Consider the following 26,926-nt stretch of genomic DNA (forward strand, 5'->3'; position numbering starts at 1 on the left):
GATGAAGAAGCGTGCCCAATCACTCTCTTCCGATGATCCATTGATAGTAGGCGTTTTCCGGATCAACGCTTGCGACACGGCGAATTGCCTGCTCCCATCTATTCCGATCACCCGCATAGGCAGCAAGGCCCGCCGCGTAAAAATCAAAGAGCGCAGACTGCCGTTGGTGGATTTCAGCGGTCAGTTCACGATTCAATCCGATCGCCGGAACTTCGGTTCTAAGTTTGAGCAGTTCCGGCAACACACGCGTGATTTCGTCCTGACGGACCCACGGGCCATACTCGATGCGTGGATGATTATCTGTCACCGCGCGTGCATCGCCTGCAAAGCGTTCCAGGCCGGAGCGATCTGTGATCCATGTCGCAAGCACGGCAGCAGGGGAATCAATGCCGACTCCCTTCATGCTGGCTACAACACTACCCGGTGCAAAGCGCTCCTGCAGTGTGCGGACATCAATGTGAATTGGCTGCGGCGAGCCTACCAACAACATCTCATGCAGTTCCGTGGTCCAGAGTGTTGCGTAAGGAAATGCATTCAGAAAACTGCGCACCAGCTCTCGCGTTTGTTGTTCGTTCTGCGTGGCAATGGGAAGCCATTGCGCCAGAATTCCGTTCTGATTGAGCCGTTTTTTTGCTATCTCATAAAACTCGACTGAATAGAGATTCGCGACTCCCTGTGCGGAAGGTGGCGGTGGCTCCAGCGTGATCACGTCGTAGGACTGATTGTTACGCATCAATTCCTGTCGACCGTCGCGCAGGCGGATATTGAGCCGGTCATCATTCCAGGCGTTATAGTTCTCCGGAAACATCTTTCCCGCGCGCACGATAGAGGGTAAAAGTTCTGCGCACACGCGCGTTGTCAGGCCGGGATAGCGCAATGTTTCGCCTGCTGTGATTCCTGTACCAAATCCAACGACCATGACAGACTTTGGCTCACCGTTGTGTATCAACAGGGGAATCATTGTCTGCAAACGCATGTAGCGCATGGACGGCATAGCATCACCGGAGTTCGATACACCCTGCACAAACAAGCGGCGAAATGCGTTGTCTTTGGAGCGCTGCTGGGCAACTGCAACGGTTGCGCCGCGTCCCTCTTCATAGAAGACCAATGTGCCGCCTCCTCGCGTGAGCAGCAACAAATTTGCGAGGCGATCAGCAGGTGTCATTGCGGCGGCAACCATCGTTGATACAGCAGTAAGGCCCACGGCCAGTTTCATCCAACGGCGCGTTGTGAAGAGCGTTGCGACGACACCAATTGCTCCAGCGACGATAGTGAGGAGTGCGAGTGTTCGCACGATCCCCAGCATTGGAATCATCACGAATCCTGTGACCATGGTTCCTACGATTCCGGCTGCAGTATTTGCACTTAATGCATTGCCAACAGCACTGCCTACGCCCGACTTACCGGCGATGAGTCGCAGTACCACGGGAAATGCGGCACCCAGCAAAAGTGTGGGAAGAAAGACCAGCCCAATGCCTGCCGTTGCGAAGCTTGCGTACATTCGCAAAGCCTCGCTTCCTGCCGCTTTTAATACAGCATCACCAATCCACATCTGCGTGAGTACCGTCCAGCGGCCCACCGCAGAAAACTCAAGCATGGCGATCAAACCCGCGCCGCTGATAAGCAGACCAAATGCGCCCCACGAATCCAGCCCACGCTTTACGAAACCAGAGCCGAACCATGCGCCAAGCGCAAGGCCGGAAAGATACACCGCAAGGACAATGGAAAAGGAAAATGCGCGTGTACTTACAAATTGCCCAATGGCCTGCGACCAGACAACTTCATAACCAAGCGCAACCGCACCGGCAAACGTATACAAGATGAGAGGAAGATGAGATGGCGTCACAGAGGAAGTGTGGCGCTTTTCTACCACCGAGGCTTTCTCTGGATGGGGCACAGTCTCTTTGAATTGTTGCCACACCACTGCACACGCGACAACGTTGAGGAATCCCGCAACGAGCGCAGTGCCGCGAAGGCCGACCCACGGGATGAGAACGAAACTGGCAATCAGAACACCGATGATGCCGCCTGCCGTGTTTGCGGTGTAGAGGAAACCTCCATCCACCGCAACGCGCAGAGATTGCGGCTGGAGAGCGCGTATGGCAACGGGAAGTGTCCCTCCCATCAATAATGCTGGCGCACTCACAACGACGAAGGGCAATACCAAAGCGAGCAGTCCGACATGGTCCTGCAGCTTCGCATAGAGTACCGCCATTGAAGGCAGCACCAGCGTGACGGCAACTGCAGCCGCTGCAACTCCAGCCTCAAGGATCGCATAGACGCGAAGGGGAGATACAACACGGTCGGCTATGCGTCCGAAGAGAGCGCTTCCTCCTGCGAGGCCCGCGAAGAAGGCGGATATCGCCAGGGTGATCGCATAGACCTCAACACCCACGACCACCGAAAGCTCGCGTGCCCATAAGACCTGAAAGATAAGTGCGGAAATGCCGGAAAGAGCAAGTGCGGCGATGAGCATGATGCGTTTCGGATGAAACGCGGTTGGTGCACTTGTAAGTTTTTCCTGAGTGGAAATCATCGTTGCTGCCGGCATGCGCTCTCCGTATGAAGAAGTTTGACCGGACAAACCCATGCTTGCGATTTGTCCGGCCATTGAAGAGGATCACGTACGATGTAGGTTTTACCTGCTGCTTGCAGGAGACTTTTTCTGCTCTGCAATGCGTTTGCCAATGTTCACAATCGACTCTGGGTCAATGGTGAAACTGGCTGGTGGCTGGCTTGGTGGATATTCCTTGAATGTCTCCGCAAACTCACCTGCAACCAGTTGTCCTTGAACTACGAGGTAAGCATTATGTATCTGCCAATCGTTGTACTGGTCGGACGACATGTCTGCGCGTTCATAAGGGTCCAGGCGTAAGTTGTAGATCTTAGGAATGCGAAGACAAGTAACTGGATTGGACCAGACTTCGTATCCACCTGGCTTTCTCTGCTCACAGAAAACATACTTCCAGTTGTTGACACGAACACCCACCATAAGGCCGTCATCATCAAAGTAGAAGAAGTTCTTGCGAGGTGAGTGCGCTTCCTTTCCTTCGAGATAGGGAAGGATGTTGTAACCATCCAGATGGACCTTGTGGACCATGCCGCCGGGCCCTGTCCCTTTCAGCAACTGCTGCGTGATGTTGGTATTTCCAGCAGCAGCAAGCAAGGTTGGGAACCAATCGAGGCCAGAGACAATTTCGTTGGACCACTGATCCGCCTTGATGTGTCCAGGCCAGCGAATGACTGCCGGAACACGGAACGCTCCCTCATAATTGGAATCTTTTTCATTGCGGAACGGTGTCATGGCTGCATCCGGCCATGTGAACATGTTGGGGCCGTTGTCCGTGGTGAACAGAACGATGGTGTTGTCCTTAATGCCAAGGTCATCCACCTTTTTCAGCAGTTTGCCGACATTCTGATCCATCTCCCACATGCCGTCGGCATATTCATAGCCTTTCCCCAGGCCAGCTTTGCCGATGTAGTCCGGACGCACATGCGTGAAGATGTGCATGCGAGTAAAGTTCATCCACGTGAAAAATGGCTTGCCCGCCTTCACCTGCTTGTCCATAAAGTCCATGGCGGAGCCCGTCGTTTCATCATCGATGGTTTCCATGCGCTTGATGTTCAGCGGGCCTGTGTCTTCGACCTTTCCATCGGCGTAGCTATGGAGGACGCCACGGGGGTTATACACCTTTAAAAAGACGGGATCGTCCGAGGGCCAATAAGGCATTTCCGGCTCTTGTTCTGCGTTCAGGTGATAGAGATTGCCGAAAAATTCATCAAAGCCGTGGTTGGTTGGCAGATATTCATCGCGATCGCCAAGATGGTTCTTGCCGAACTGCCCCGTAGCGTAGCCAAGAGGTTTTAGAGCTTCTGCAATGGTGATGTCACGCTTCTGAATACCGACCGGCGCACCCGGCGCACCTACCTTTGAAAGTCCCGTGCGAACCGGAGACTGCCCCGTGATGAAAGAGGAACGGCCTGCGGTACAACTATTCTCCGCATAGTAATCGGTGAACGTCATACCCTGTTCACCAATACTGTCGATGTTTGGTGTCTTGTACCCCATAACACCATGCGTATAGCGACTGATGTTCGCCTGCCCTACGTCATCACCAAAGATAACAAGGATGTTCGGTTTACCAGCTTCTGCACTGGCGTTTCGAGCCCAGCCACCGGCCAGCGCTATGACCCCGAGCATGCTGCACATCCACCGCAGCGTTTTCGTCTTCGAAAGCATTGCACGTCTCCTTTTCAAGAGTTCACTCTGCACGCGCGAACAATTCGGCAGCGTCCGGGAGCGCACTGTGCGGCAATCATAGGGGCGAGTGCGATACCAGTCACACTGTCAGTTCGGACAGTGGATACCACTTTTCCCTCCACGCACAATGAGAAACCATGAAGCGCTCCTTGCAGGAGCGTTTGAAAAGAGGCCGGTCTTCACCACAAAGCAACGGTACTGGCCGAAGAACACTCGGGATTGGAGAATATTTTGTCCCCTCATGACACCATCGTCGGTCTCAGCAAGGACATAAGCCGGACCGTACTTGGCCAGGAAGCCATGATCGAACGACTCCTGATCGGGTTGCTGGCCAATGGAAACCTTCTAGTGGAAGGGCTTCCCGGTCTGGCCAAAACGCGTGCCATTAAGAAACTATCGACGTTCCTTGATGCCGGGTTATCGCGTATTCAATTCACACCAGATCTATTGCCCTCGGACATCACTGGTTCAGAGATTTATTACACGGCAGAAGGCGAAGGGGAGTTCCGCTTTCAACCCGGACCTGTCTTCAATAACCTTGTGCTGGCCGACGAAATCAATCGTGCGCCTGCGAAGGTGCAGGCTGCGCTGTTGGAAGCGATGGAAGAACGACAGGTTACGGTTGCAGGCACAACGCATCCGTTACCACCGTTATTTCTTGTGATGGCGACACAAAATCCAATTGAACAGGAAGGAACGTATCCGTTGCCGGAAGCGCAGCTTGATCGTTTTCTGATGCACGTCTATGTGGATTATCCCGCCGAAGCATCTGAGCGCGACATCATGCGTCTGGTGCGTGACGAAGAACAGCTGGATGGAAGCGCTGCGTCAGCGCATACATCCATCACACAAAAGGTAGACCAGCAAACGATCTTCGATGCGCGCAAGGAAATCCATGCGATCCATGTGGCCGATGCCGTGGAGAGCTACATCGTGAATCTTGTAGAGGCTACGCGAACGCCCGAACGTTACGACAAAGATCTGCGCAAGTGGATTCAAGTAGGCGCGAGTCCTCGCGGAACCATCGGGTTGGATAAGTGTTCCCGTGCCTATGCATGGCTAAAGGGGCATGATTATGTTCGTCCCGATGATGTACAGGCCATTGCCCATGACGTTCTGCGACATCGCATTTTGCTGAGCTATGACGCGCAGGCGGAAGGCATTACGGCTAATACTGTCATCGATAAGATTGTGCAACTGGTAGCAGTTGCTTAAGAGACATACATGGGCGCTTACGCGGAACTCGACTCTCTCATCTCTTTAGAGTTTCGTGCGCGCGGTTTCTCGTTGCGCCGCAATCAACCTGTTCATAGTCTTCTCTTTGGTCGTCGGACATCGCATATTCGCGGACGCGGCTTGGACTTTGAAGAGCTCCGCAACTATGTGGCGGGCGATGATGTTCGCTCAATCGATTGGCATGTCACGGCTCGCATGCAGAAGCCCTATCTCCGGGTGTATTCCGAAGAGCGAGATCGTCCGACACTGGTGCTTGTAGACCAACGCATCAACATGTTTTTTGGCAGCATTCGGAGCATGAAGTCGGTGGTAGCCGCGGAAGTAGCTGCCCTGCTTGCATGGCGCGCCTTTTCCCAGGGAGATCGGGTTGGTGCGTATGTTTTCAATGACAGCCGCAGTGAGCAGGTTCCCATGCACCGCAGCCGCGCCACCGTGCTGCGCATACTGGATCGCGTTGTCAAACTCAATCAGGAATTACACAGCGCTCAAGTCCAACCCGCGGCGCCCGAGAAGCTGAATGAAATGCTGGAGAAGACAGCACGCTTGCGTCCCCGCGATGCATTGATTCTCATTGCCAGCGACTTCGACGGTGCGGATGCAAAGACGCGCGATCTTCTGCTCCAGCTTTCTCAATCGAACGATGTCGTCTGCTGCCTGGTTTACGATCCACTCTCGCTCGCTTCCACGATCCATAGTCGTTTCGTTGTATCGAACGCAGCGCTGCAGATCGAACTCCACCTGGAAAAGCAGAAAATACGAGATGACCTTCACGCGGCACTGGAAGTGCGTTTGAATGAAGTTTTGTCCTGGCAGCATGAGCTGAATGTCCCGATTCTTCCGCTCTCCACGAGTGAAGATGTATCACAACAGATACGTCATCTACTTGGACATGTCGCCACACATCGGAGGCGGCTATGAGAGCGCCGCTGGACCAACTGTATGACTTTTATCAGCCACCACTGCCGTCCTGGCGGCCACAAACGGTAGGCTCCTATGTGACCCTTTCTATCCTGGCGATTCTTCTGACAGGACTCCTGGTATTTCTTTGGCATCGCTGGAGAAGAAATCGTTATCGTCGTGAAGCATTGCGCGCGCTTGCGCATACCGATGTACGCGGAATTTCAGAATTGCTGAAGCGCACCGCGCTATCTGCATGGCCTCGTACACAGGTTGCGGCATTAACAGGGCCAGCATGGCTAACATTTCTCAATACATCTGCAAGCCAGGCGCCCTTCGATAGTTCAGTCGCGAATCAGCTTGAGGTGATGGCATTCTCGGCAGCAGAAACGTCCGATGAGGACGAATCGGCGCTGCGGAGTGCTGCTGCTCTCTGGATCAGAGAGCACGCAGCGCCGCGAAAGGGGGAGAAGCATGTATCGGCTTGAGCATCCGTGGCTGCTTGCAATTCTTCCGCTTCCGCTTGTCCTGTATTGGCTGCTTCCGCCTTATCGTGAGGAACAAGATTCGCTGCGGATCACTTTCTTTGATTTCATGGCTTCTTCTCTTGGACTAACACCGCAACATCAGGCGGTGATCTTACGAACCAACTGGCTGGAAAAAATTGTTAGTGTACTCAGTTGGAGCCTGATCGTTGTGGCCCTCGCACGGCCACAATACATTGAACCACCGATTCAGAAGATAGAGCCGGGCCGCGATCTGATGCTGGCGCTCGATATTTCGCAGTCAATGGAAACATCCGACTTTCGCACGCCTGACGGAAAGCGGATGCGGCGCGTGGATGCCGTGAAACAAGTGGTGGCGGATTTCATACGTCGCAGGAAACATGACCAGATCGGGTTGATTGTCTTTGGCCAGACGGCGTATCCGGTAACACCTTTTACGCTGGACCATGAAGCGTGCCAACAGATGCTGTCGCAGATTGATGCAGGGATGGCAGGGCCGCAGACCATGATTGGTGATGCCATCGGTCTTGCGATCAAACAGTTCAATGCAAGCGACGCAAAGCAGCGTGTTCTGATTCTGTTGACCGACGGCAACGATACAGGAAGCCGCATGCCTCCGCGCCGGGCGGCTGAGATCGCGAAAGACAATCACATTGTGGTGCATGCAGTTGGGCTTGGTGATCCACACGCAACGGGCGAAGACAAGATGGATTACTCGATACTGGAGCAGATTGCGAGTTCTACCGGCGGTAAGGTATTCCACGGCGAAAATCGCGCCGAACTGGAAAGCGCGTACCGTGAGTTGGATAGGATCACACCACAAAACTTCAAAACGCTAAGCTATCAACCACGCCGCGAATTGGCCATGATACCTATTGGCACAGCCCTTCTGCTCACAGTGGGATACAACCTGCTGATGCTTCTCATCGGCATTGGGATGAGCTTGTGGCATCGCAGAACACAGAGAGCGTCAGACACGCAGGCGGTCGAGATCGCGATGCTGAAGGTGCGGCTATGAGTCTGCGCGAATGGTGGCAATTACTTCATTTCCTGCGGCCACATTGGCTATGGATGATGCTAGCCATTCCTGTCTTTTACGTTTCTCTTTTCGTCAGAGAGAATGCGCGTCGCCAGTGGCGGGGACTCATTGAGCCAGCGCTCCTGGACCATCTGATGGTTCCACGCAAACATCGCTGGCGCTTTCGCCCGGTGCATCTATTGTCATTGGTGATTGTTCTTGGTTCGATCGCCGCCGCAGGGCCAGCGTGGCGGCGCGAACAACCACCCTTTGCAGAGGACAAGGCACCGCTCGTCATTGCACTTGACCTGTCCACCACCATGAATGCTGTGGACCTAAATCCAACGCGCCTGGAACGCGTGAAGCTGAAGCTGCGCGACCTGATCCATCGGCGCGATGGTGGACGCACTGCACTATTCGCTTACGCGGCAAATGCATACATGGTGCTTCCTTTCACCACAGATGAATCCTTGTTTGATATTTATCTGGACACGCTTAGGACAAACCTGATGCCGCATGAAGGCAAGGATTCCGCGAAGGCGTTGCATACGATTGAAGACTTTCTGAAAGACGAAACTGTTCCTGGCACAATTCTCTTTGTTACGGATGGCATTGAGCCAAATGCATTGCCTTCCTTTCAGCAGTTCACTGCAAAGCAGGACCAAGCCAATGAAATTCTTGTTTTGGGCGTGGGTACATCGGAGGGCGGACCTGTGCAGGATGGGCCTTCTCATTTTCTGGAAGATCGCAGCGGGCGACGCGTGTTCTCGAAGCTGGATGTTGCTGCTCTGCGTGCGTTAAGCCGCGATGGCATCGATGCAAGTACATTGACACCCGATGATGATGACATCCAGTGGATTCAACATCACACACAACATCACATGGAACTGCTGGAGGAGAAAGACACACGCACGCGATGGATTGATGAAGGTTATCTGCTTGCCATACCGCTTGCTGTACTCAGTGCTTTCTGGTTTCGCAAAGGGGGGACGATTCGGTGGACCGCAGCGCTGCTCGCCTTCGTGCTACTGTTGCCATCTTCTGTTTTTGCTATGGAGGCCCACGAGACGTCGTCGCACGTTTCATGGATGGATATCTGGATGACGCCCGATCAGCAGGGTCGTTATTACTTCCAGAAGAAGGATTACAAGAAAGCTGCGGAACGATTCGAAGACCCCATGTGGCGCGGTCTCGCGCTCGCACGCATGGGTGATTACGATGCGGCTCTGAATGCCTTTGCCCTAAGCGACAGCGCAGAAGCCTGGTTCAATCAGGGTGACGCGTTGGCACACAGTGGCAAATACCCAGCTTCAGTCGAAGCATTTCGCCAGGCATTGCTACGACGTCCAGATTGGAAAGAGGCGAAGGAAAATCTTGCACTTGTGCAATCGCTGATTCCCAAGCCCAAAGAGCAAAAGAAAGAAGAGCAGGAGCAGGCAGAGGAAGCACCGAATCTACCTCCAGATCAGGTTCGCTTTGACGACAAGGGAAAACAAGGCAAGAAAACTCGTACCAACGTCAAACCGATTACCACAGCGGATATATGGATGCGCAATATTCAGACATCACCCGCTGACTTCCTTCGAAGGAGATTTGCGATACAGGATGCGAAGGAGCGCCATCCATGAAGCGCCTCCTCCTTGTCTTGTTCCTGTTCTCGACGTTGCATGTGGCCGCACAGTCGCCTGTGGTGCGTGCTCATTTTGAGCCATCGCAAAACATAATGGTCGGGCAACCCGTGAAGTTAATCGTTTCTGTCTTTGTTCCGAACTATTTCACCGGATCACCAGAGTTTCCTGAGTTTGAAATGGAGAATGCGGTGGTGGTCATGCCGCAGGACCGCCCCGAAAATTCGAACACACAGATCGGCGATGCAAAGTATTTCGGAATCACCCAAACGTACGTGATTTATCCGCAGCAAGCGGGCGATTTTCATCTCCCCAGCATCAAGCTGTCCGTACCCTACGCGAAGACACCGCCTAAAACGACGCTGGGGCAAGTTGTGGTTCCCGCTCTCAGCTTTCACGCGGATGTTCCAGCGGCTGCTCGTGGTCTTTCTTACTTTCTTCCAACCACGCAGCTGACTATTGCGGAGAAGTGGTCACCTTCATTGAAGAAGGTTCAAGCCGGCGACACGATCGAACGCACGGTAACGATCGCCGCAAGCAAGATGCAGGCCATGTTGATTCCTCCGTTGCAGCTTGCCGCCCCCGATGGTATTCGCATTTACAGCAGCGAGCCCGTGGTGCGTGACCAGAAGACGCCCCGTGGCGACTTTGTCTACGGTCAACGCATTGAGACAACGAAATACCACGTTGAGAAGCCAGGGGCATATACGTTACCTGCCATCGAATTGAAGTGGTGGAATCTCAACACGCATCGTCTTGCAACGGCATCACTGCCGCCTGCATCGTTCCAAGCTATAGCTAATCCTGGCCTTGTTGCAGAACTTCCACCTCCACAACGTAACGAACAGACCACACAAGCGACAAAGAAGAAGATGAGGATCCATTGGCGGCGGATTGCATTGCTCGCTCTGCGAGGAATTTTCTGCGGGGCCGTCATTTACTTCGTTTACCTAATGGTGCGATCCATACGGCCTCGCGCAATTGCCCTCTGGAAGGAGCGTCAACAATCGGAGGCGGCCTACTTCCACCGATTGATCCATGCGGCAAAAAAAAACGATGCACCGTTGAGCTATGCCTATCTCCTGCAGTGGCTTGCACGCGTGTATCCAGACGAATCCTTTAGCAACGTTGTGGCTCGACACGCCGACTCGGATTTGCAGGCGCAGATTTCCGAACTTACCGATTCTCTGTATGCTCGGGCAACTCCACTGCAATGGACAGGTCGATTTCTGGTGAAACAATTGCGAGAGTTTCGCGGGACGATTCTTGTGACGAAGACGCGAGCGCAACCCCATGATTCCCTGGTCGAACTAAATCCGTAACGAGTAATATTTCCGAGCCCACCGACGTTGTCACGTTCTACAGAACGCGAATGTTCGGCCAAATCCTCGTGGAGGATAGTAAAGCGATACCCGCCTTCTTGGTCCCGTCACTGATCGTGTTACTTTCATGTTTTGTCAGCTATAGTGCATTCTCAAATGCGAACTTTCCAAGTTAAGATTGAGACCTTGAATGGTCGCATCGTTGCAGGAATCTCGGCGGTATTCCTTCTCATCGCATTGGCCCTTTGGGGCTTTCGCGGAGACCGATTTGCGGTTTTGGTTATTCAGGAACAAACGCTGCAAGTTCCGGCCGACGGCCGCTTTCACCGCGTTGGTGTGATCGCTCTCAGCAATGGTGGGGAGATACAAGGTTCTAAGGTTTCCGTTAACGGATTGATCGCGCGGGTTTCAAGGGAGACGGCGAAGAAGATCGAACTGGCAGTTCAGGCCCCCGTGCTCCCCGAGACGGGTACTGTCAGAGTCTCCTACCGCAGATCGACAACGACGCTTCGAATCCATTTTGTTCCAAGTTTTGAAGATTCCGCGGGTGACGGCACCCCTGACTTTCTGCGTCTGCATACCGCCGAAGATCGCAGCGCTTTTCGCGGATGGTTTACAGCGATGGCAGAAGCTGCCTCTGACCTTCCGCAGGAGAAGCTGCCACGCGAAATCAATGACTGCGCCGCACTGCTTCGCTGGTCTTATCGCAACGCGTTGCATGCTCACGACGAGGCGTGGCTCAGTGACGCCCCGGCGCTGCTGGAATTGACTCGTCCGTCCGTGCAGCAGTATGTCTATCCGCTCACCCCGCTGGGGTCCGCGCTATTCCGAATAAAGGAAGGTGCGTTTGCGTCAGGGGATGAGAGCAACGGAGCCTTTGCCCAGTTTGCCGATGCCCGTACGCTTTGGCGGCTCAATACGTTCTTCGTGAGCCGGGATTTGCGGAGTGCTCGTCCAGGAGACCTGTTGTTCTTCCTGCAGCTGGAGCAGAACTCGCCCTATCACTCGATGATTGTTACCGGCGAAGCGAAGAAATGGGTGATTTATCACACGGGACCCATTGGCCGCGGCCCAGGTGAAATGCGCCGTGTGCTGCTGAAGGATCTATTGGGCCATCCCGATCCGCGGTGGCGGCCAAATTCTCAGAACAGTAACTTCCTTGGCGTGTATCGTTGGAACATTCTCCGAGAGGACCCTCGATGAGACCGCGCGTCGCCTCACTGCTCGTTCTGTTGCTGTTGGCTGTCGCTTCGCTCCATGCGCAAGATGACGCCGTATCGTTCAACCTGAGTACGAGCAAAACCTTTGCTCCGGGTGAGCAGCCGAAGATTCATCTCTACACGCATAACGTGGATGCCCTGGAGTTCCGCGTCTATCGCGTAAACGATCCGGTGAAGTTCCTGGAGAACCTGCGCGAATTGCATTCGTTTGGGCCGGAAGGCAGCCTGCTTGGCCCGGAGCATGTCGATGAGAAGACATGGCTGGAACGCTTCCATGATTGGAAGACGGAGTTGTGGAACAGCATTCGATCTTTCTTCCGGCATCAGTTCTCGCATGATGCGAGGCGTTCGTTACGGCAGCAACAGACAAAGCTGAATCGTAAGAGCCGCATCGTCTCCGCAGCGGAGTTCGCGCAGATCCCGGTCCTGAATCCGTCGCAGCTTGTTGCGCGCTGGCATCAGCAGGTGCCGTCCACTTATATCTCTGACTCAAATGAAATCCCGGTATCGAAGCTGGATGCGGGGCTATACCTGTTGGAAGCGACGGACGGACGCTACAAGGCGTACACGCTTCTGATGGTGACAGAGATGGCACTGGTCACACGCACTACGTCCACCGGTATTACGGCGTATGTGGTCGATCGCGTGACGGGTGTGCCTGTGGCGGGAGTAAAGGTCGATGCAGGTTATGGTCAGAACCTCTTTGCCTCTGCAGTAACGGATGCGAGCGGCGTTGCGGATCTGCCGGTGAAGGTGAAGAAAGGGGACAACGACAACCTCTGGATCGTAGCCGTCAAGGACAAGGATGTTGCGGTATCCACGCCGGGCGGCTGGATGCTGAACTCTTTCTCCCGCCGTGACATGGTGGGCTATGCATTTACAGAACGGCCTGTTTATCGACCTACGCATACTGTGCATTGGAAGGCCATCCTGCGAGAAAAGAGCGGGAACTCCCTTGTGATACCAAGTACGGCGAAGGCACACGTAAGCATTCTGGACGGTACGTTTCAGACGGTCTTTGAAAAGGATTTTCCAGTTGTCCACGGCAGTGTTTCCGGGGACTATGACCTGCCGAAGGACGCGGCGCTGGGGTACTACACACTCCGCGTGCAAGACGGACAGGATGTTTTTGTAACAGCCAGTTTCCATGTGGAGGAGTACCGCAAACCGGAGTACCGTGTCCAGGTAACCGCACAGCAGAAGCGTGTGCTGCAAGGCGCCACCGTACCGGTCACGATTGATTCCCGCTATTTCTTTGGCGAGCCGGTGGCGGGTGGCAAGGTGAAGTACCGCATTTATCACGAGCGGCACTACTGGTGGGGCGAGTCGGATGAGGACGATTCAGCCGAGGGGGCGGACAGCAATGACGACACCGGCAGCAGCTACAACGGTGATGAAGAGGCAGAGAAGGCGGGCGTGCTGGATAGCAACGGTCTTCTGACGGTCCAGGTGCCGACGCGGGGCGAAGGGAACTCGCATCCAGATATCGACTACACCGTGGAAGCGGGCGTTACGGATGCTGCGAATCGCGAGATCACTGGCCGTGGACGCTTCCTGGCAACGTACAGCACCTTCCGCGTAAATGTAGAGCCGGTCAGCTATGCGGTGCGGCCGAATGAGATAGCGAAGGTGCGCATCACTGCGGTGGATTATGACAACAAACCGGTGAGCACGCGCGTCCATCTGCAACTGCGGTTTCGCCACTGGGAGAGTGGAAAGAACATCGTCACGGATGGTGCTGCAACGGATGTGACCACGGATGCCTCTGGACATGCCATTGGTGAACTGCCGGTAGGGACACCGCAGTACAGCTCTGCCGAGGTACTGGCCACGGCTGCGTCGGTGCAGAGCGGCACGCCTGATCCGGTTGATACGAGTTACCTATACATTCTGGGCGGCGGCGAGCAGTCCTGGAACAGCGGCAACGGTACGGCGCAGATCGTAACGGATAAGAAGTCCTATGCGCCCGGCGATGTGGCTCATGTCAGTATCGTTTCGGAGGTGGCGGGTTTCCATGCACTCGTCGTCACCGAAGGTGCGTCGCTGCTGAAGCGTGAGGTGATGCTCACGGACAGTAAGACACTTTCATTCGATCTGCCGATTACGGCAGAGGCGCAGCCAAACATCACCGTGTCTGCGCTGTTCCTCAAGAACAACACTCTGTACCAGGCAACAAAGCGTATCCAGGTACCGCCGGTGCAGCAGAAGCTGCAGGTGGAGGTCACTCCCACGAAGGACGTCTTCCAGCCGCAGCAGAGTGCGACGTATGACGTGCTGACGAAAGACTTCGCTGGCAAGCCGGTCAGTGCGGATGTGAGCTTTGGCGTGGTGGATGAGGCGATCTACTCGCTCTATCCGGATTCCAGCGGCGATATGATCAAGAGCCTCTATCCACAACGCTACAGCGGCGCAGAAGTGGAGTCATCGCTGGAGTATTACTTCAGTGGCGAGGCGGGGTCGAAGTCTCCCATGCTGGCAGAGCGTCACCGGCGCTACCGCCCGCAACTGGCCCAGGTAAAGCCGGGCAATGAGGCTGCGCCCAAGGTGCGCAAAGCCTTCCCGGATACGGCGTATTGGGCACCCAATGTCCATACCGATGGCACTGGTCACGCGCGCGTGACGATGACGTTCCCCGACTCGCTGACTACCTGGCGGACGACCGTACATGCCATTACGGAGGATTCCAAGGCCGGTTCCGCCTCCAGTAAAGTGCTGGTGAGAAAAGATGTGTTGGTACGCATGGGGACGCCGCGCTTCATGCTCAAGGGTGATGAAATCACGTTGCCTGTCATCGTGCACAACTACCTTCCCCAAACAAAGACCGCGAAGGTATCGCTGAGCGTCAATGGTCTGGACGTAGTGCACGCGCCTGATGCAAATGTATCGGTCCCCAGCAAGGGAGAGGCAACTGTGTTGTGGCGTTTGCGGGCATCGCAGGTTGGCTCTGCGAAGCTGGTCGCGACGGCGATCACGGATGCCGAATCGGATGCGCTGGAGATTAGCTTCCCGGTAGAACCTGCCGGGGTGGCGAAGTCGCTCTCATTCAGTGGCGTGGTGACGCAGGACGGGGCACAGGCAAACGCAAATGTGAACTTCCCCGCGGGAACGGATGCTGCAGCGCACTCTCTTCGTATTGAGGTCAGCCCGTCGATTGCAGGTTCGCTGTTTTCAGCTCTCGATTACCTCACGAGCTTCCCATACGGCTGCACGGAGCAGACAATGTCGAGCTTTCTGCCGAATGTTATCGTCTCCGAAACATTGCAGCGGTTGAAGCCCGGCGCTCCTATTGATGAAGCCGATCTGCGTGCGAAGATGGCTGCGGGTCTGGACCGCCTGCAGGATTACCAGCATGACGATGGCGGATGGGGCTGGTGGAAGGAAGACGACAGCCGCATCTACATGACTGCCTATGTCGTCGGTGGCCTTGGGCAGGGAGCGCAGTTTGTCCCTCTCAACTCTCAGCAGAAGCAGATGATCAATCGCGGTATGGAGTATCTCCGAACTGGTCTGAAGGATCATCCTCGGATGCGTCCGGAACTGCGTGCTGCAGTGGTTTATGCGCTTGCCAGCGCGGGCGACGCCAACCTGAAAGAAGCACTGGACGCGCAGTGGGATCGCCGCAAGGATCTGCAGCCGGAAGCATTGGCCATGACTGGTCTGGCGATGCTTCAGGTAAAGGATGTGCGCGCCGCAGAATTGGCAAACCTGTTGCGCAGCCGGGCTGTACGGAAGGGCGATCTTGTTTCCTGGACTGGATCATATGTTCCGTTACTGGATGCGGAGTACAACAACGACTCGGAAGCAACTGCGTACGTGGTCCGGTTGCTCGCGAAGGTCAATCCGAACGATCCGCTTCTACCGCAGGCTGCCCAATGGCTGATGCTGCAGCGCAATAACGGTGGATGGTGGGAGTCAACGGAACAGACGGCGATGGTGCTCTTTGGCCTGGTCGATTACCTGGCAGCGTCGCATGAACTCGATGCCAACTTTAGCGTCGATGTTCTGGTGAACGGGAAATCGGTGGGGCAGCGCAGCTTCAATGGAAATGATGCGTTGAGCGGCGCATCGTTGAAGCTTGATCTGGGTAGCGCGCAGCTGGCTGCTGCTGGTAACAACGTGCAGATCGTGCGGCATGGCGGCAGCGGTCGAGTGTATTGGTCGGTCCGTGGTCGTTACTACTCCACCGAGAAGAAGGACTACCAGGCAGGTACGCTCTCGCTGAACCTGACACGCGACTACTACAAGCTGCAGCCGACGCAGAAGGATGGCAAGGTTGTATACAGTCTTGTGCCACTTTCGGGAGATGCCCAGGTCGGCGATGTGCTTGCCGTGCACGAGGCGATCAACGGTTCTCCGATGCGCTATCTGCTTCTGGAGGATCCAATCCCCGCAGGTGCGGAGTTCATTACAAACGAAGGCAGCTATCCCATTGATAAGCGACCGGGTGGTTGGTATGACTGGTTCACGCGTCGAGAATTTCACGATGACCGCGCAGTATTTTTTGCCAGCGAGTTTACCGGACGACAGGAAGTTTTCTATCTCATTCGTATTGTGAACCCCGGCAGCTTCAACATCAGTCCGTCGCATGTGGAACCCATGTATCAGCCGGGCGTACAGGCATCCAGTGATGCCCTGCATCTGAACGTTCCTGCTCCGGGAGGTGCGCAATGAACACATCGCGGCTTACGTTTCGTCGCACAGCCATCGTCGCGCTGCAGCAGATCACGCTTGCTGCGCTGCTCTTTTTGCTGATCGCAGGCTGGTTGCACATTCCCGATGCAAATGTCTTTGAGGTTCTGATCAGCATCGTGTTTGCGCTGTTGATCGCAGGCATTGCTGGCGTTGGCCAGAGCCTGATTGCGCTTCGTCTGACCAGCAGACCCGCAACTGTGCGCCGCGTGTTGCTTGGTATGGCAGCTTTTGTATTAGCTGTGCTGCTTTGGTACGGAGTTTCATTTGGTGTAGGCCACTTTATTGAGAAGGCAGGGCTGTGGGCGGGTTATCTGAACTCGCGCTTTCCTGCTTCGTTGCGGCATGTCCTCTCCTTCCAGCACCTTCTTCTCTGCTTTCTCTGGATAGGTGGTGGTGTGAAGTGGATTGCAGCGGGGCTGCTGGCTGCGGTCGTCTTTGCAGTGGTTACCTGCACCATTCCAGTGAGAGGCTTCTGGGCCATTCTGTGCACTGCCGATTACTGGCTCTCTCTATTACTGTTCGTAGTGGTGGGAGCGGTTCTTACCGGAGCACTGATGGGATGGACGCCTGGACATGGTCTTCGTGTCGAGGTACTGAGCCTCGTGGCACGCATGCTGCTTGTCATCGTATTGAATGCCGCCACGATTGCGTTGCTTCTACAAGCCATGGCACGCGCTGTCGTCGGCATTCAGTCCGTTGGAACAGACGCACCTGTCACGAGCCAGCCTCGTACGGCGGAGATGCCGTAGCGGTTCACCAATCGCTGCGTACGTGCGGCTGCTGCAAGATGTGCCGACTCGCTTTCCTGCCTGCTGCCTGCGCCAATCAGAAGCCGTTCAATATCTTGCGCAGAAAGCAAAGGTGCGGTGCGCACTTCTTCTCCTGCAAGCACTTCCACCAGCCCCTCGCGCAGCCACAGCGGAGCTTTCGGACTTGCGCTTGTCTCAACGACGACATGCAGCATCTCGTGCTGCAGCGTCTTCTTCAGTGAAGTCCCGTTTGCTGAAATCACAGCCAGTGGCTGCAGAATGACGGTGGGGCCAGAGGTGCTGGCCAACTGCCACCCGGGCTGTCTCGTCATCTGTCGGAAGATCTCCGTGCTGGGTGCGACAGTGATCGTGGGAACTACCGGTTGCCGAGGGGTGAAGCGGCTCCTTGCAAACTGCCATGCATCCACGCTTTGTTCCACCATTTCCTGCGGTATGGCTGCCGTGCTGGTGAAGGATATTCCGTTCTGTGACTTCTGCTGCCAGCCATCATCCGATGGCGTGATGCGTACCTTCGTCCCTGCGAAGTAGAACGCAAGAATCTCACGATACGATTTTCCTGCTTGTGCCATCTTCCACGCTCCCTGCTGGCAAAGGCCAACACCGTGGCCGTGGCCATGTCCGTCGAATACAAACAGCCCGTCACGAATGCGCAGATCATAGGCATCGCTGCGCACAAGATTCCAGCCGAAGGAACGTCCTACGGCAAGGCGCAGTGAGGATGCCGTGACCACAGCCTGTTCTTGATTGTCGCCAACCAATGCAATGGTCTTAGCTCGTTTAGAAGATGTTCGATTCAGAACGTGTGCCGATGCGATGTGCGGCGGAAGGTGCCAACCCTCTCTCGTTGCCATCTCCTGGAAGGCCATCAAAGAGATCTCTGCATGCCAGGCTGCACGATCCTTGCGAACGCAGTAGGGATCGGCAATGGAGCGCAGGTAGGGAGCTGAAGAAAGCCTAGGCCACACGGCTCCAGCACTCTCTGTAACGCCACCACAACTGCCACTGAAAAATACCTGGGCACGCCGCGAGCCGAACCACAGGGTTTCTCCCGCCGTGCTGCGAACGGCCTCGCTTACAGTTGCGGAGACATTGCCGAGTTTGATGGCCTGACATGCTGTGCTGTCGCAGATGTCACTTGCAAGATGGCCGGCAACAGTCTTGCGAGCAGATGTCCGCAGGACAAAGGTTCGCGCCACGACTGCCATGGCCTGAAGTGATGCGTGCGGCTCACTCGAGTCCGTCTCGCCCATAAGCACTGCGGCCACATATCGTTCGCTGGGTAGCGTGAGCACAATGTCGACAAAGCCCCGGCTTCCGGCGCGTAGATGCCATTGACCGTTCGCAGTCCGTGTTTGTGCATGCTCATCATCGCGAACGGTGATGGGGCCCCCCGCAACCATCTCATGTACAGCAGGCATATGCAGTGCCGCATTCAGCGGCTGATGTTGGCAGGTAGCGCATGGTGCCCACCATGCACCGTGCCCGCCTGCAGTTACTGTGACACTTCGGGGTGGCAGTGCAGAGAACAGTGCAATGCTTACGTCGCGTCCACCGCCGTCCTTCTGTGCGTGACAAACCAGCACACTTCCCAGCAGTAAGCCCGCGAGTCGCTTCATCTAACTTCCTCAGATAAAAGTCCGCGAAACACGGTGCCCGCAAGCGTTGCCGCGGAGCCGCCATCTCCGTGAGGGACATACACAACCAGCACGAATCGATTTGGAATACCGCCTGCAAACCAGCCGTGCGTCCACCATTCTCCCGGGTTGCTGGCGGTGCCGGTTTTACCAAGGACTTCAATTCCGGTGAGGCGTGCGTTGTTCGCCATGCCGTAGGCAACGGAACCTCGTAGCCCGTTCCACACGGCGCTTGTATGTGGCTCATGCAGTAATAGTGCACGATAAGCAGTGGCGATTTGAAGTGGGGAAGCGGAGACGTTCTCAAGCCCCAGAGCTGTCAGGATGCGGGTGTTGCCATCGTCGAAATGTGCTGGTGTATGTGGCAGATGTGCCTGCTGCAGAACTTCATCAAGATCACGCGCAGTCATGCGCTGCGCCAGCGAGGCGAACCAGGTATTGCAGGAAGCTGACAGTGCGCCTTGCGCATCCAGCATCGGCTGGTCGCTTGGATGGGTGCAAGGCAAAGAACGATTGGCCACACGAAGCGAACGACGGCAGTACACTCTGGTGCTGGTGCTGACAATGCCGTGCTGCAATGCGTAGGACAGCAGAAAAGGTTTCAGAAGGGAACCAGGCATTGCAGCATGCTGTTCGTCTATGCTCGTTAGTATCTTGCCTGTATCCCAATCGAGCAGTACGCCTGAAGCCTTAGCCGCGCGGAGCTGTTCTCTCGCTGTCCTGCTCCTGGTTTGTATTTGAATCGGTGACAGTTGCAGAGGATGCTTTTCGAAGTGTGAGCCAGGCGCTTCGCCAGGGCTGGCGCACGCTCCCATTCCAAGTATCGCTACCAGCAAAAGCCGCATACGATAGTTTTACTCATCGACATCGCGTGTTTGTAGGAAATACGATTCACACCTTCTTTTTATCGAGACCACCTGGCCACCAGTTCCAGTTGCCTGCAAGACGCAGCAATGCCGGCCCGATAATGATGCGGATGATGGTGGCGTCAATCAGAACGGCAACGGCCAGGGTGAATCCGATCATCTTGACCACCAGGAAGCTTCCAAAGGTAAATGCCGCGAAGACGACGATCATAATGGCTGCCGCACTTGTGATCAGGCCTGCGGTTCGCGCCATGCCTTCGGGGATTGCGTCGACTTCACTCATGCCGCTTCGCCTGGCTTCGAGCACACGGGCAACGAGGAAGACTTCATAGTCCATGCTCAACCCAAAGACGATTGCAAAAGTGACGATTGGCACAAGCGGGAAGATGCTGCCTGTTCCTTCTGGCACACCCAGAAACCTGCTGCCATAGCCGTCCTGAAAAACAAGGACCAGCGCCCCGAAGGAAGCGGCGACGGAGAACAGGTTCAGCGCGATTGCCTTTACAGCGACAAAGATCGATCGGAAACCGCAGAGCAGTGCCAGCAGCGTGCCGCCGATGACCAGCCCCATGACCGATGGAAAGTGGTCGCGAATGATTGTTTCGTAATCGGCGTTGAGAGCGGGAATGCCGCCGATGAGGAGCGTTGCTCCGGGAACCCCAGTGAGGGTTGGTGCGCCGATCTTTCGAAGCTGACGCACCCAATCCACCTGATCACGCAGAGTGACAGAACCCTTGGGCAATACCTGAATCAACGCAGCTTGCCCGTCACCACTCAGGAGCGTGCGGCGTGTCTCCCGCGACAGTTGTGGCAGGGAAGACCGGTTGCCTTCTGCGATGGTTGTGATGGAGATGACACGGTCGCTGCGAGGATCGCTGGCGAGGCGCTTGCTGATGGTATCGATCGCTTGCCAGCCTGCGTCGGATTGGGCGATGGAATCCTTTGGCAGTTCGACGACGATGCGCAGCGACTCGACGATGCCGCCCCGATCCATGCGTTCGAGGGCGTGGAGAGCGTGGACGGATTCCGCTGCTTCCGGCAGCCAGTCGCCGGGGGGAACGCTGGTGTCAAGATGGCGTACCTGCAACGCGAGGAAGAGCAAGGGAACGCCCGCCACCACGAGAGCGCTCCACGGGTGCGCGACGATGAACTTGCCCCACTTCCGCCAGCGAGTGCCTGTGCATTCAGCGCGACGTGCGTCGAGCTTTGGAGCGAAGGGCAGGCAACCCATGTTGATACGACGGCCGAGTAGTGTCAGAATTGCGGGCACCAGGGTATTGGTAAGCAGCACGCTCAATCCGGCGACGATAAACCCTGCGATGCCAATGGAGCGGACCTCGCTGATAGGCACCGTGAGCAGGGCCAGGAAACCAATACCGACCGTGGACGCTGAGACCAGAAGCGTGTGACCTGCCTGACGTGCCGCAACGTCTGCCGCTTCTGCCGCATCCAGCCCCGAAGAAATTGCTTCGCGAAAACGGCTGACCATGAGCAGACCGTAGTCAATACCAAGGCCCAGCCCCAGCATCGTGGCCAGATTCTGGACCAGGATGGACAGGTGCCAACGGTGGGCCAGAAAGCCTGTAATAGCCAATGTGGTTGCAATGGCAAGCTCGCCGACGGCCAATGGGATGAGGGCAGCCACAAGGCTTCCAAAGGCCAGCAGCAGCAGCGCGAGCGTCGCGGGGATGACGAGGCTTTCGCCGCGGCGTACATCATCTGCGCTGGCCTTGCGGATATCGAAGTTGAGCGGGATTTCGCCGGTCAGCTCAAGCTTCACTGCGGGATAGCGGCTCTTGAGCTGGTTTTGAAGTGAGGTTGCCACCTGGTGCAGCCCCGGAACGAGTGACTCGACGGGAACGTCGCTTGACGCGAGCCCAATAAGCACATAGGTTCCGCCACCTCGGCCCAGAAATACCGGGTCGCGAAGATCGAGGTAGGAGACGACGCCGGAGACACCGTTCTGAGCCTTCAGGCTGGCGACGATCGTCCCTAGCGCCTCGGTACCTTCATCGGAATCCGCGGACGGAACGCCTTCAACGACGAGGACAACCTGGTCGACAAAGGGCGAGTGGAACCGATTCGCCAGTTGATCGCGGACGGCTTCCGCCTGGCTGCCTTCCACGCGCGTTGCGGTCTCAAGCGATCGCTCTGCGTGAAAGGAAAAGGGAAGCAGTGCGAGAGCTGCTACGAGGACTACCCCAGCCACCAGAAATCGGCGCACAAGCATAGCTTTCATCATGTCATAGACGCTGAACGGAGCCGATAAATGGCCTGTGAGTGGGCACAAAATGGAGGCACCGAACCGAAGCGGTTCCGGGTGTGCACTTCCGCATCCTACAGTGGGTATACACTCGCCGAGGGCTGCCGGCATGATGCCGCGCCGCCAATACTTGTCAGGCGACTTAGGAGGCCCTATTCGTAATCTCTTGCTCCTCGCACTGTTCGTTTTCCAGTCCGGCGGCGCGGACCCGCGCATCGGGTCGTGGACCCTGGTCTCCGCGCAGTCCAGTATCGATCCGGCGAACCGGCTTTCTATCACGCACGTTCAGAATGGAACGCACGTTGTCATGTCCGGCGAAACCCATCTCGATTTCACGGCCAACACGAATGGAAAACAAGCACCGGCACCGGGCAATCTTGGCTTTAATCAGATTGAGCTGCATCGCATCAGCAAAAAAGAGGCCGAGGTGCGCGAGAAGAAAGACGGCGCGCTCGTAGCAACGGTGCGTGAGAAGCTTTCGAACGACGGAGCCGTGTTGACGAGCACGACCACCTCTGCAGGCCACACGCCGCAGATCACCGTGTGGACGCGCACCGGCGCAGTGAAGGATCCCAAGGACCCGTTTGCAGGTGATTGGACGCAGGATATGAGCAAGACGCGAATGCAGCAAGGCGCATCGCTCAAGATCGAAGCGGACGGCGGTGGTGGTGTCCGCTTTTCAGGCGACTACAGCTACACGGCGCGCTTTGACGGCAAGCCATACGACGTGAAGAACTCGCGCAACGATACCGTGGCGCTTGCGCTTGCCGATGCGCACACGGTCGATGCGACTTTTCAGCGTGACAACCAGATCACGCAAAAGGATCGCTGGCAGGTTTCCGCAGACGGACAGCAATTGACGCTATCCAGCACGGCAACTTTGGAAACCGGCCAGCATGTGACCGAGAAGCTCGTCTTTAAGAAGCGGTGACGGAAAGGGCATTGGAGTCAACGAGAGCCACACTCGTTGACTCTTCATTGTCCTCGCGAACTTTGACGGAAATAATCCCCTTACGGTTCATGAATTTCAAGATGCCGTTCACTGTGTCTTCGAGTGATGGATCGGGCCTGCCCCATGTCGAGGCATCGCGCGCTGCCTGATATGTCGAACTTTCGTAGCGTTTGAACTCCATCGACGAGATGTTGTCGACCGAACCCACAAGGAAGTCCAGCAGCGGGAAGAGAAGATCTTCCTTGCGGCAGCGGCGGATGAGCTCTGGAACGAAATCCGGCAATAGGAACGCATCGAACTGTCGCCCGGTGGATTCCGTGATCAGCCGGGTGATGTCGGTCATGTTCGAGTATTCGTCGCGCACCACGTGAAACGTTTGATTGGCCGTGCCTGGAGTGGTCGAGATAGCAACGATGTTATTCGCGACAATGTCCGCCGGAACAAAGCTGACCTGGTTGAGCGTATCCACCCCAATGCCGTGGTTCACCATGAAGGCAACCAGGCGAACGGCAATATCGAAATTGTTGCCGCCGCCATCGACGGATGGGCTGACGAGCGCCGGACGGAAGACGCGCACGGACAGGCCCTTGCGCTGCGCTGCGAAGACCACCTGTTCCGCAACCCATTTGGTCTGGCTGTAGCCGAAATCGAGCAGCGCCATCTCCGCATTGCAGTCAGTCTCAAACAGGCTGGGCTTATGCGCCCAACCATGAATGAATGTGGTCGAAACGTAGTTGAACTCCTTCGAGCGGCCTTCAAAGGCGAGGCGCAGGATCTCGTTCGTTCCAAGCACATTCGCTTCGCGCATCATGTCGTAGTTGAACAGGTAGTTGACGGTCGCGCCGTTATGGAAGACCGTGTCGATTTCCGTGGCGAGTGTGTCCCACGTCTCCTGCATCAGACCAAGACCTGGCTGGCCAAGATCGCCACAGACAGGCACGATGCGAGCCTCGAACATCTCCATCAACTCTGCTGGAACGTGGCCCATGGAATGCATCGCGGCTTTCAGGCGCTGCTTGCCCTGAACTTCATCAGAGGCGCGGACGAGCACGTGGATCGTCGCTTCCGTCTGCTCAAGCAGGCTCGTCATCAGGAACGGCCCAATGAAGCCGGTGCCTCCGGTGAGCAGGATCTGGCGTGGCGACGGAATTTTTGGAACGGGCGCAGGTGCGGGCGGGTCGAAGAGGAGCTTCGTGTCTTCGCGCATCATCTGCATTTCGAGCGCGTTTTGCTCTTCGCGGAAGGCCGCGAGGAACTCGCGCAGATGCAGAATAGCTTCTTCCGGTGCGCTCTCCAACTGGTCGGCAAGGCTGAACAGCTCCGCAACGCTGACGCGCTGTACGAGGCCAATATCCACCTGCCGTGCCAGCAACTCGGCACCCTTGTCTTTCAACAGTTCTTTCAACTCATGCATGAAGCCGACAAGATCCAGCGAATCGAGCCCAGCCTCAATCAGGTTGTACGTTTCCTGTCCGGTCAGGTTGTAGCGCGCCTTCAACTCCGCAAAAGGCGAGTTCATGTTGACAACGGCCTGTGCTGCATCCACGTCGCCATCTCGCGAGAAGTCCGAGAGGATGGTGAATTCACCGGCCATCCACATCTGCTTGGTCTTGTGGCGCATGATCTTGCCTGAGCTGGTCCGTGGCACAGCTCGCGGTGCGATCAGTGCGATCGTTGCGACTTCAACATTCAGATAGTTCCGCACGGCAGTCGCGATCTTACGAGCGTCCGGCAGCACCTTTGGGTTCTTCACTTCGGCGACGATGGCAAGCGCCGGTTCATTGTCTTCGTGGATCTGGAACGCGGCCACACAGTTGTGTCGGATGAGGCTGGACGACTTTTCGACGACATTCTCGATGTCGTGCGGATAGTAGTTCTGCCCGCGGAGAATGACCATGTCCTTGATACGACCGCAGACGTAGAGTTCGCCACGGTGCATAAAGCCGAGATCGCCGGTGCGCAGATAGCCGTCGTCATAGGGACTGTCGTCCACAAGTCGCGCCCGGAACTGCTTCAGTGTCAGCTCGGCATTGTTCCAGTAGCCCTGGCACTTGCCGTTGCCAGCCAGCCAGATTTCACCGATGCGTCCTTCTTCAAGCACGCAATGCGCTTCGGGGTCGACGATTTTCAGATCGAGGCCTGCAAGCGGCGCACCGCAGCTGACGATCTGCTTTGCTGTGTCGATCTCGGAGACCTCGGTGGTCATGCGAGCTTTGCCCTGTGCAAGCGCACGCTTGTTGACCGAGACGATGTTGCGACCGTGAAGTGTGACGGCGAGGGTATTCTCCGCCAGTCCATAGGCAACATAAAAGCTCTCGGCCTTCAGACCGTAGGGCTCAAATGCTTCCAGAAATCGTGTGAATGTGTCCGGCTTCACGGGTTCCGCGGCGCACATCAGTACCAGCAGCGAACTCAAATCGCAGGCATCCAGCGTTTCCTTGGGCAGACGGCCGGTACGCAGGCAATAGTCATACGCAAAGTTCGGGGCAGCGGTGGAGGTGGCGCGATACTTTGACATCGTCTCGAACCACAGCACCGGTCGCTGAATAAAGTCCATGGGCGCGAAACCGTATGTCGTGCCGCCACGCAGCGCGGGATATAAGTAGCAGCCGATCAGGCCCATGTCGTGATACTGCGGCAGCCAGGAGACGACGACAGGCGATTCATTCTCGACCACGAGCGCTGCTGTACTCAGAATGTTTTCGTGCGAGACGATGACGCCCTTGGGCTCCATCGTGGAACCGGACGTGTACTGCAGGAAGAGGATTTTCGAGGGCGCAATATGCGGGACAAGACCATTCGCTTCCACGAACTCTTCTGTTGCGATCCAGGGAAGACCCGAGATGTAGTCGACATCCACGCCGGAGGTGGATACGCCGCTGCGTGCAAGGTTTGTTTTGAGTGAAGCGTGATAGTCCCTGCTGGTAAGAACGCCGACTGCCTGGCAATCCTTCGCAATGTGGACCATCTTGTACAGCGCGCTTTGGAAGCCCCGCGAACTCGGTGGATACACGGGCACGGGGATGAGCCCTGCGCGAACGCAGCCGAAGAATGCGCAGATCATCTCAAGTCCGGGCGGGTAGGCAAGCAGCAGGCGGTCGCCCACTGCGAATCGACCGTCGGTCAACAAATACCCGGCAATCGCCTCCGCGCGGAGGAGAAATGAGGCGTACGTGTAGCTTTCGATCGGATCGCCGTCCACGTCAAGGTATGAGTACAACAACTTGTCCGGGTGCTCAGCTGCAAGCTTTTGCAGTTGGCTCAAAATCGACGGCATGATCAATCAGCGATCCTCCAAAGGGTATAAGCAGGCTTCATAGGCAATGTGGAACAATTTCAGGTGCTTCATGTATAGACGGGAAAAGCACGTCGAATGTGACTATACGCGCTTGATTTCTTCAGTATCCACGCCGTAGCGCCGCGCGGTAAGGAGACTGTTCCGATTACGGTAGAGTACAGGATCGGCTTTACAGGCACTCTTCGAGCGCTTACGGAGCATGCAGGAGTCAGTACTTTTATGTTCTTGAGTAATCCTATGGTAACGAAGCATGATGGATTGTAGTGGCCTTATTAGGACCTTCATGGATTGTGTGACGGGTTCGCTCTACAATCGCTATGCGAGCAGGTGCTGGAGCAAATCGCCAGCCACGGAGGGCAAGTA

General features: G+C 56.0%; 16 protein-coding genes. 10 read left to right on the forward strand and 6 right to left on the reverse strand.

Annotation, left to right across the window (positions count from 1 at the left end; all coding sequences use genetic code 11):
• Nucleotides 1–19: 19 nt before the first annotated feature.
• Together AB6729_RS00870 and AB6729_RS00875 are read right to left on the reverse strand one after the other, a co-directional pair.
• Nucleotides 20–2,551, reverse strand: coding sequence for a fused MFS/spermidine synthase (locus AB6729_RS00870; protein WP_371079674.1), 2,532 nt, complete (start codon nt 2,549–2,551; stop codon nt 20–22).
• Nucleotides 2,552–2,638: 87 nt separating this feature from the next.
• Nucleotides 2,639–4,201 (reverse strand): arylsulfatase, encoded by a 1,563-nt coding sequence (locus tag AB6729_RS00875; protein WP_371079675.1) that lies wholly within the window; start codon nt 4,199–4,201, stop codon nt 2,639–2,641.
• 291 nt (nt 4,202–4,492) lie between these two features.
• Here AB6729_RS00875 and AB6729_RS00880 point away from each other — a divergent pair, with 291 nt between their 5' ends.
• The 9 genes from AB6729_RS00880 (at nt 4,493) to AB6729_RS00920 (ending at nt 17,529) form a co-directional block, all read left to right on the forward strand.
• On the forward strand, nt 4,493–5,476 hold the full coding sequence (locus tag AB6729_RS00880; protein WP_371079676.1) for an AAA family ATPase: 984 nt from the start codon (nt 4,493–4,495) through the stop codon (nt 5,474–5,476).
• A gap of 9 nt (nt 5,477–5,485) precedes the next feature.
• Nucleotides 5,486–6,415: a DUF58 domain-containing protein gene (locus tag AB6729_RS00885; RefSeq protein ID WP_371079677.1), complete on the forward strand. Its 930-nt coding sequence runs from the start codon at nt 5,486–5,488 to the stop codon at nt 6,413–6,415.
• Nucleotides 6,412–6,882, forward strand: coding sequence for a DUF4381 domain-containing protein (locus AB6729_RS00890; protein WP_371079678.1), 471 nt, complete (start codon nt 6,412–6,414; stop codon nt 6,880–6,882). The genes AB6729_RS00885 and AB6729_RS00890 overlap by 4 nt, the downstream gene beginning before the upstream one ends.
• A 106-nt stretch (nt 6,883–6,988) precedes the next feature.
• Complete coding sequence (locus AB6729_RS00895; protein ID WP_371079679.1) at nt 6,989–7,918, forward strand: VWA domain-containing protein; 930 nt, start codon at nt 6,989–6,991, stop codon at nt 7,916–7,918.
• Entirely contained in the window at nt 7,915–9,546 is a 1,632-nt protein-coding gene (locus tag AB6729_RS00900; protein ID WP_371079680.1) for a VWA domain-containing protein, read from the forward strand. The genes AB6729_RS00895 and AB6729_RS00900 overlap by 4 nt, the downstream gene beginning before the upstream one ends.
• Entirely contained in the window at nt 9,543–10,868 is a 1,326-nt protein-coding gene (locus AB6729_RS00905) for a BatD family protein (protein WP_371079681.1), read from the forward strand. Before AB6729_RS00900 ends, AB6729_RS00905 begins: the two co-directional genes overlap by 4 nt.
• A 276-nt stretch (nt 10,869–11,144) precedes the next feature.
• Nucleotides 11,145–12,071 carry a DUF1175 family protein gene (locus tag AB6729_RS00910; protein ID WP_371079682.1) on the forward strand — a complete coding sequence of 309 codons (927 nt, stop codon included), beginning with the start codon at nt 11,145–11,147 and terminating at the stop codon, nt 12,069–12,071.
• The gene (locus AB6729_RS00915) at nt 12,068–16,759 is read left to right on the forward strand and encodes an alpha-2-macroglobulin (protein ID WP_371079683.1); all 4,692 of its coding nucleotides are present in this window, start codon (nt 12,068–12,070) and stop codon (nt 16,757–16,759) included. The genes AB6729_RS00910 and AB6729_RS00915 overlap by 4 nt, the downstream gene beginning before the upstream one ends.
• Entirely contained in the window at nt 16,756–17,529 is a 774-nt protein-coding gene (locus tag AB6729_RS00920; RefSeq protein ID WP_371079684.1) for a hypothetical protein, read from the forward strand. The genes AB6729_RS00915 and AB6729_RS00920 overlap by 4 nt, the downstream gene beginning before the upstream one ends.
• On the opposite strand, the gene AB6729_RS00925 is transcribed toward AB6729_RS00920, so the two are convergent.
• The 3 genes from AB6729_RS00925 to AB6729_RS00935 are packed head-to-tail and all read right to left on the reverse strand — an operon-like array spanning nt 17,469 to nt 22,274.
• Nucleotides 17,469–19,166 carry a SpoIID/LytB domain-containing protein gene (locus tag AB6729_RS00925; protein ID WP_371079685.1) on the reverse strand — a complete coding sequence of 566 codons (1,698 nt, stop codon included), beginning with the start codon at nt 19,164–19,166 and terminating at the stop codon, nt 17,469–17,471. The genes AB6729_RS00920 and AB6729_RS00925 overlap by 61 nt on opposite strands.
• Entirely contained in the window at nt 19,163–20,029 is an 867-nt protein-coding gene (locus AB6729_RS00930) for a penicillin-binding transpeptidase domain-containing protein (protein WP_371079686.1), read from the reverse strand. Before AB6729_RS00930 ends, AB6729_RS00925 begins: the two co-directional genes overlap by 4 nt.
• Before the next feature lie 46 nt (nt 20,030–20,075).
• Complete coding sequence (locus AB6729_RS00935) at nt 20,076–22,274, reverse strand: MMPL family transporter (RefSeq protein WP_371079687.1); 2,199 nt, start codon at nt 22,272–22,274, stop codon at nt 20,076–20,078.
• A gap of 148 nt (nt 22,275–22,422) precedes the next feature.
• On the opposite strand from AB6729_RS00935, the gene AB6729_RS00940 reads away from it, so the two are divergent.
• A complete protein-coding gene (locus tag AB6729_RS00940) occupies nt 22,423–23,244 on the forward strand; it encodes a hypothetical protein (protein ID WP_371079688.1) in 822 nt (273 codons plus the stop codon).
• On the opposite strand, the gene AB6729_RS00945 is transcribed toward AB6729_RS00940, so the two are convergent.
• The gene (locus tag AB6729_RS00945; protein WP_371079689.1) at nt 23,231–26,542 is read right to left on the reverse strand and encodes a thioester reductase domain-containing protein; all 3,312 of its coding nucleotides are present in this window, start codon (nt 26,540–26,542) and stop codon (nt 23,231–23,233) included. The two genes, AB6729_RS00940 and AB6729_RS00945, sit on opposite strands and share 14 nt — an antisense overlap.
• Nucleotides 26,543–26,926: the final 384 nt, after the last annotated feature.

The sequence above is a fragment of the Terriglobus sp. RCC_193 genome (genome assembly GCF_041355105.1).
GTDB lineage: Bacteria > Acidobacteriota > Terriglobia > Terriglobales > Acidobacteriaceae > Terriglobus.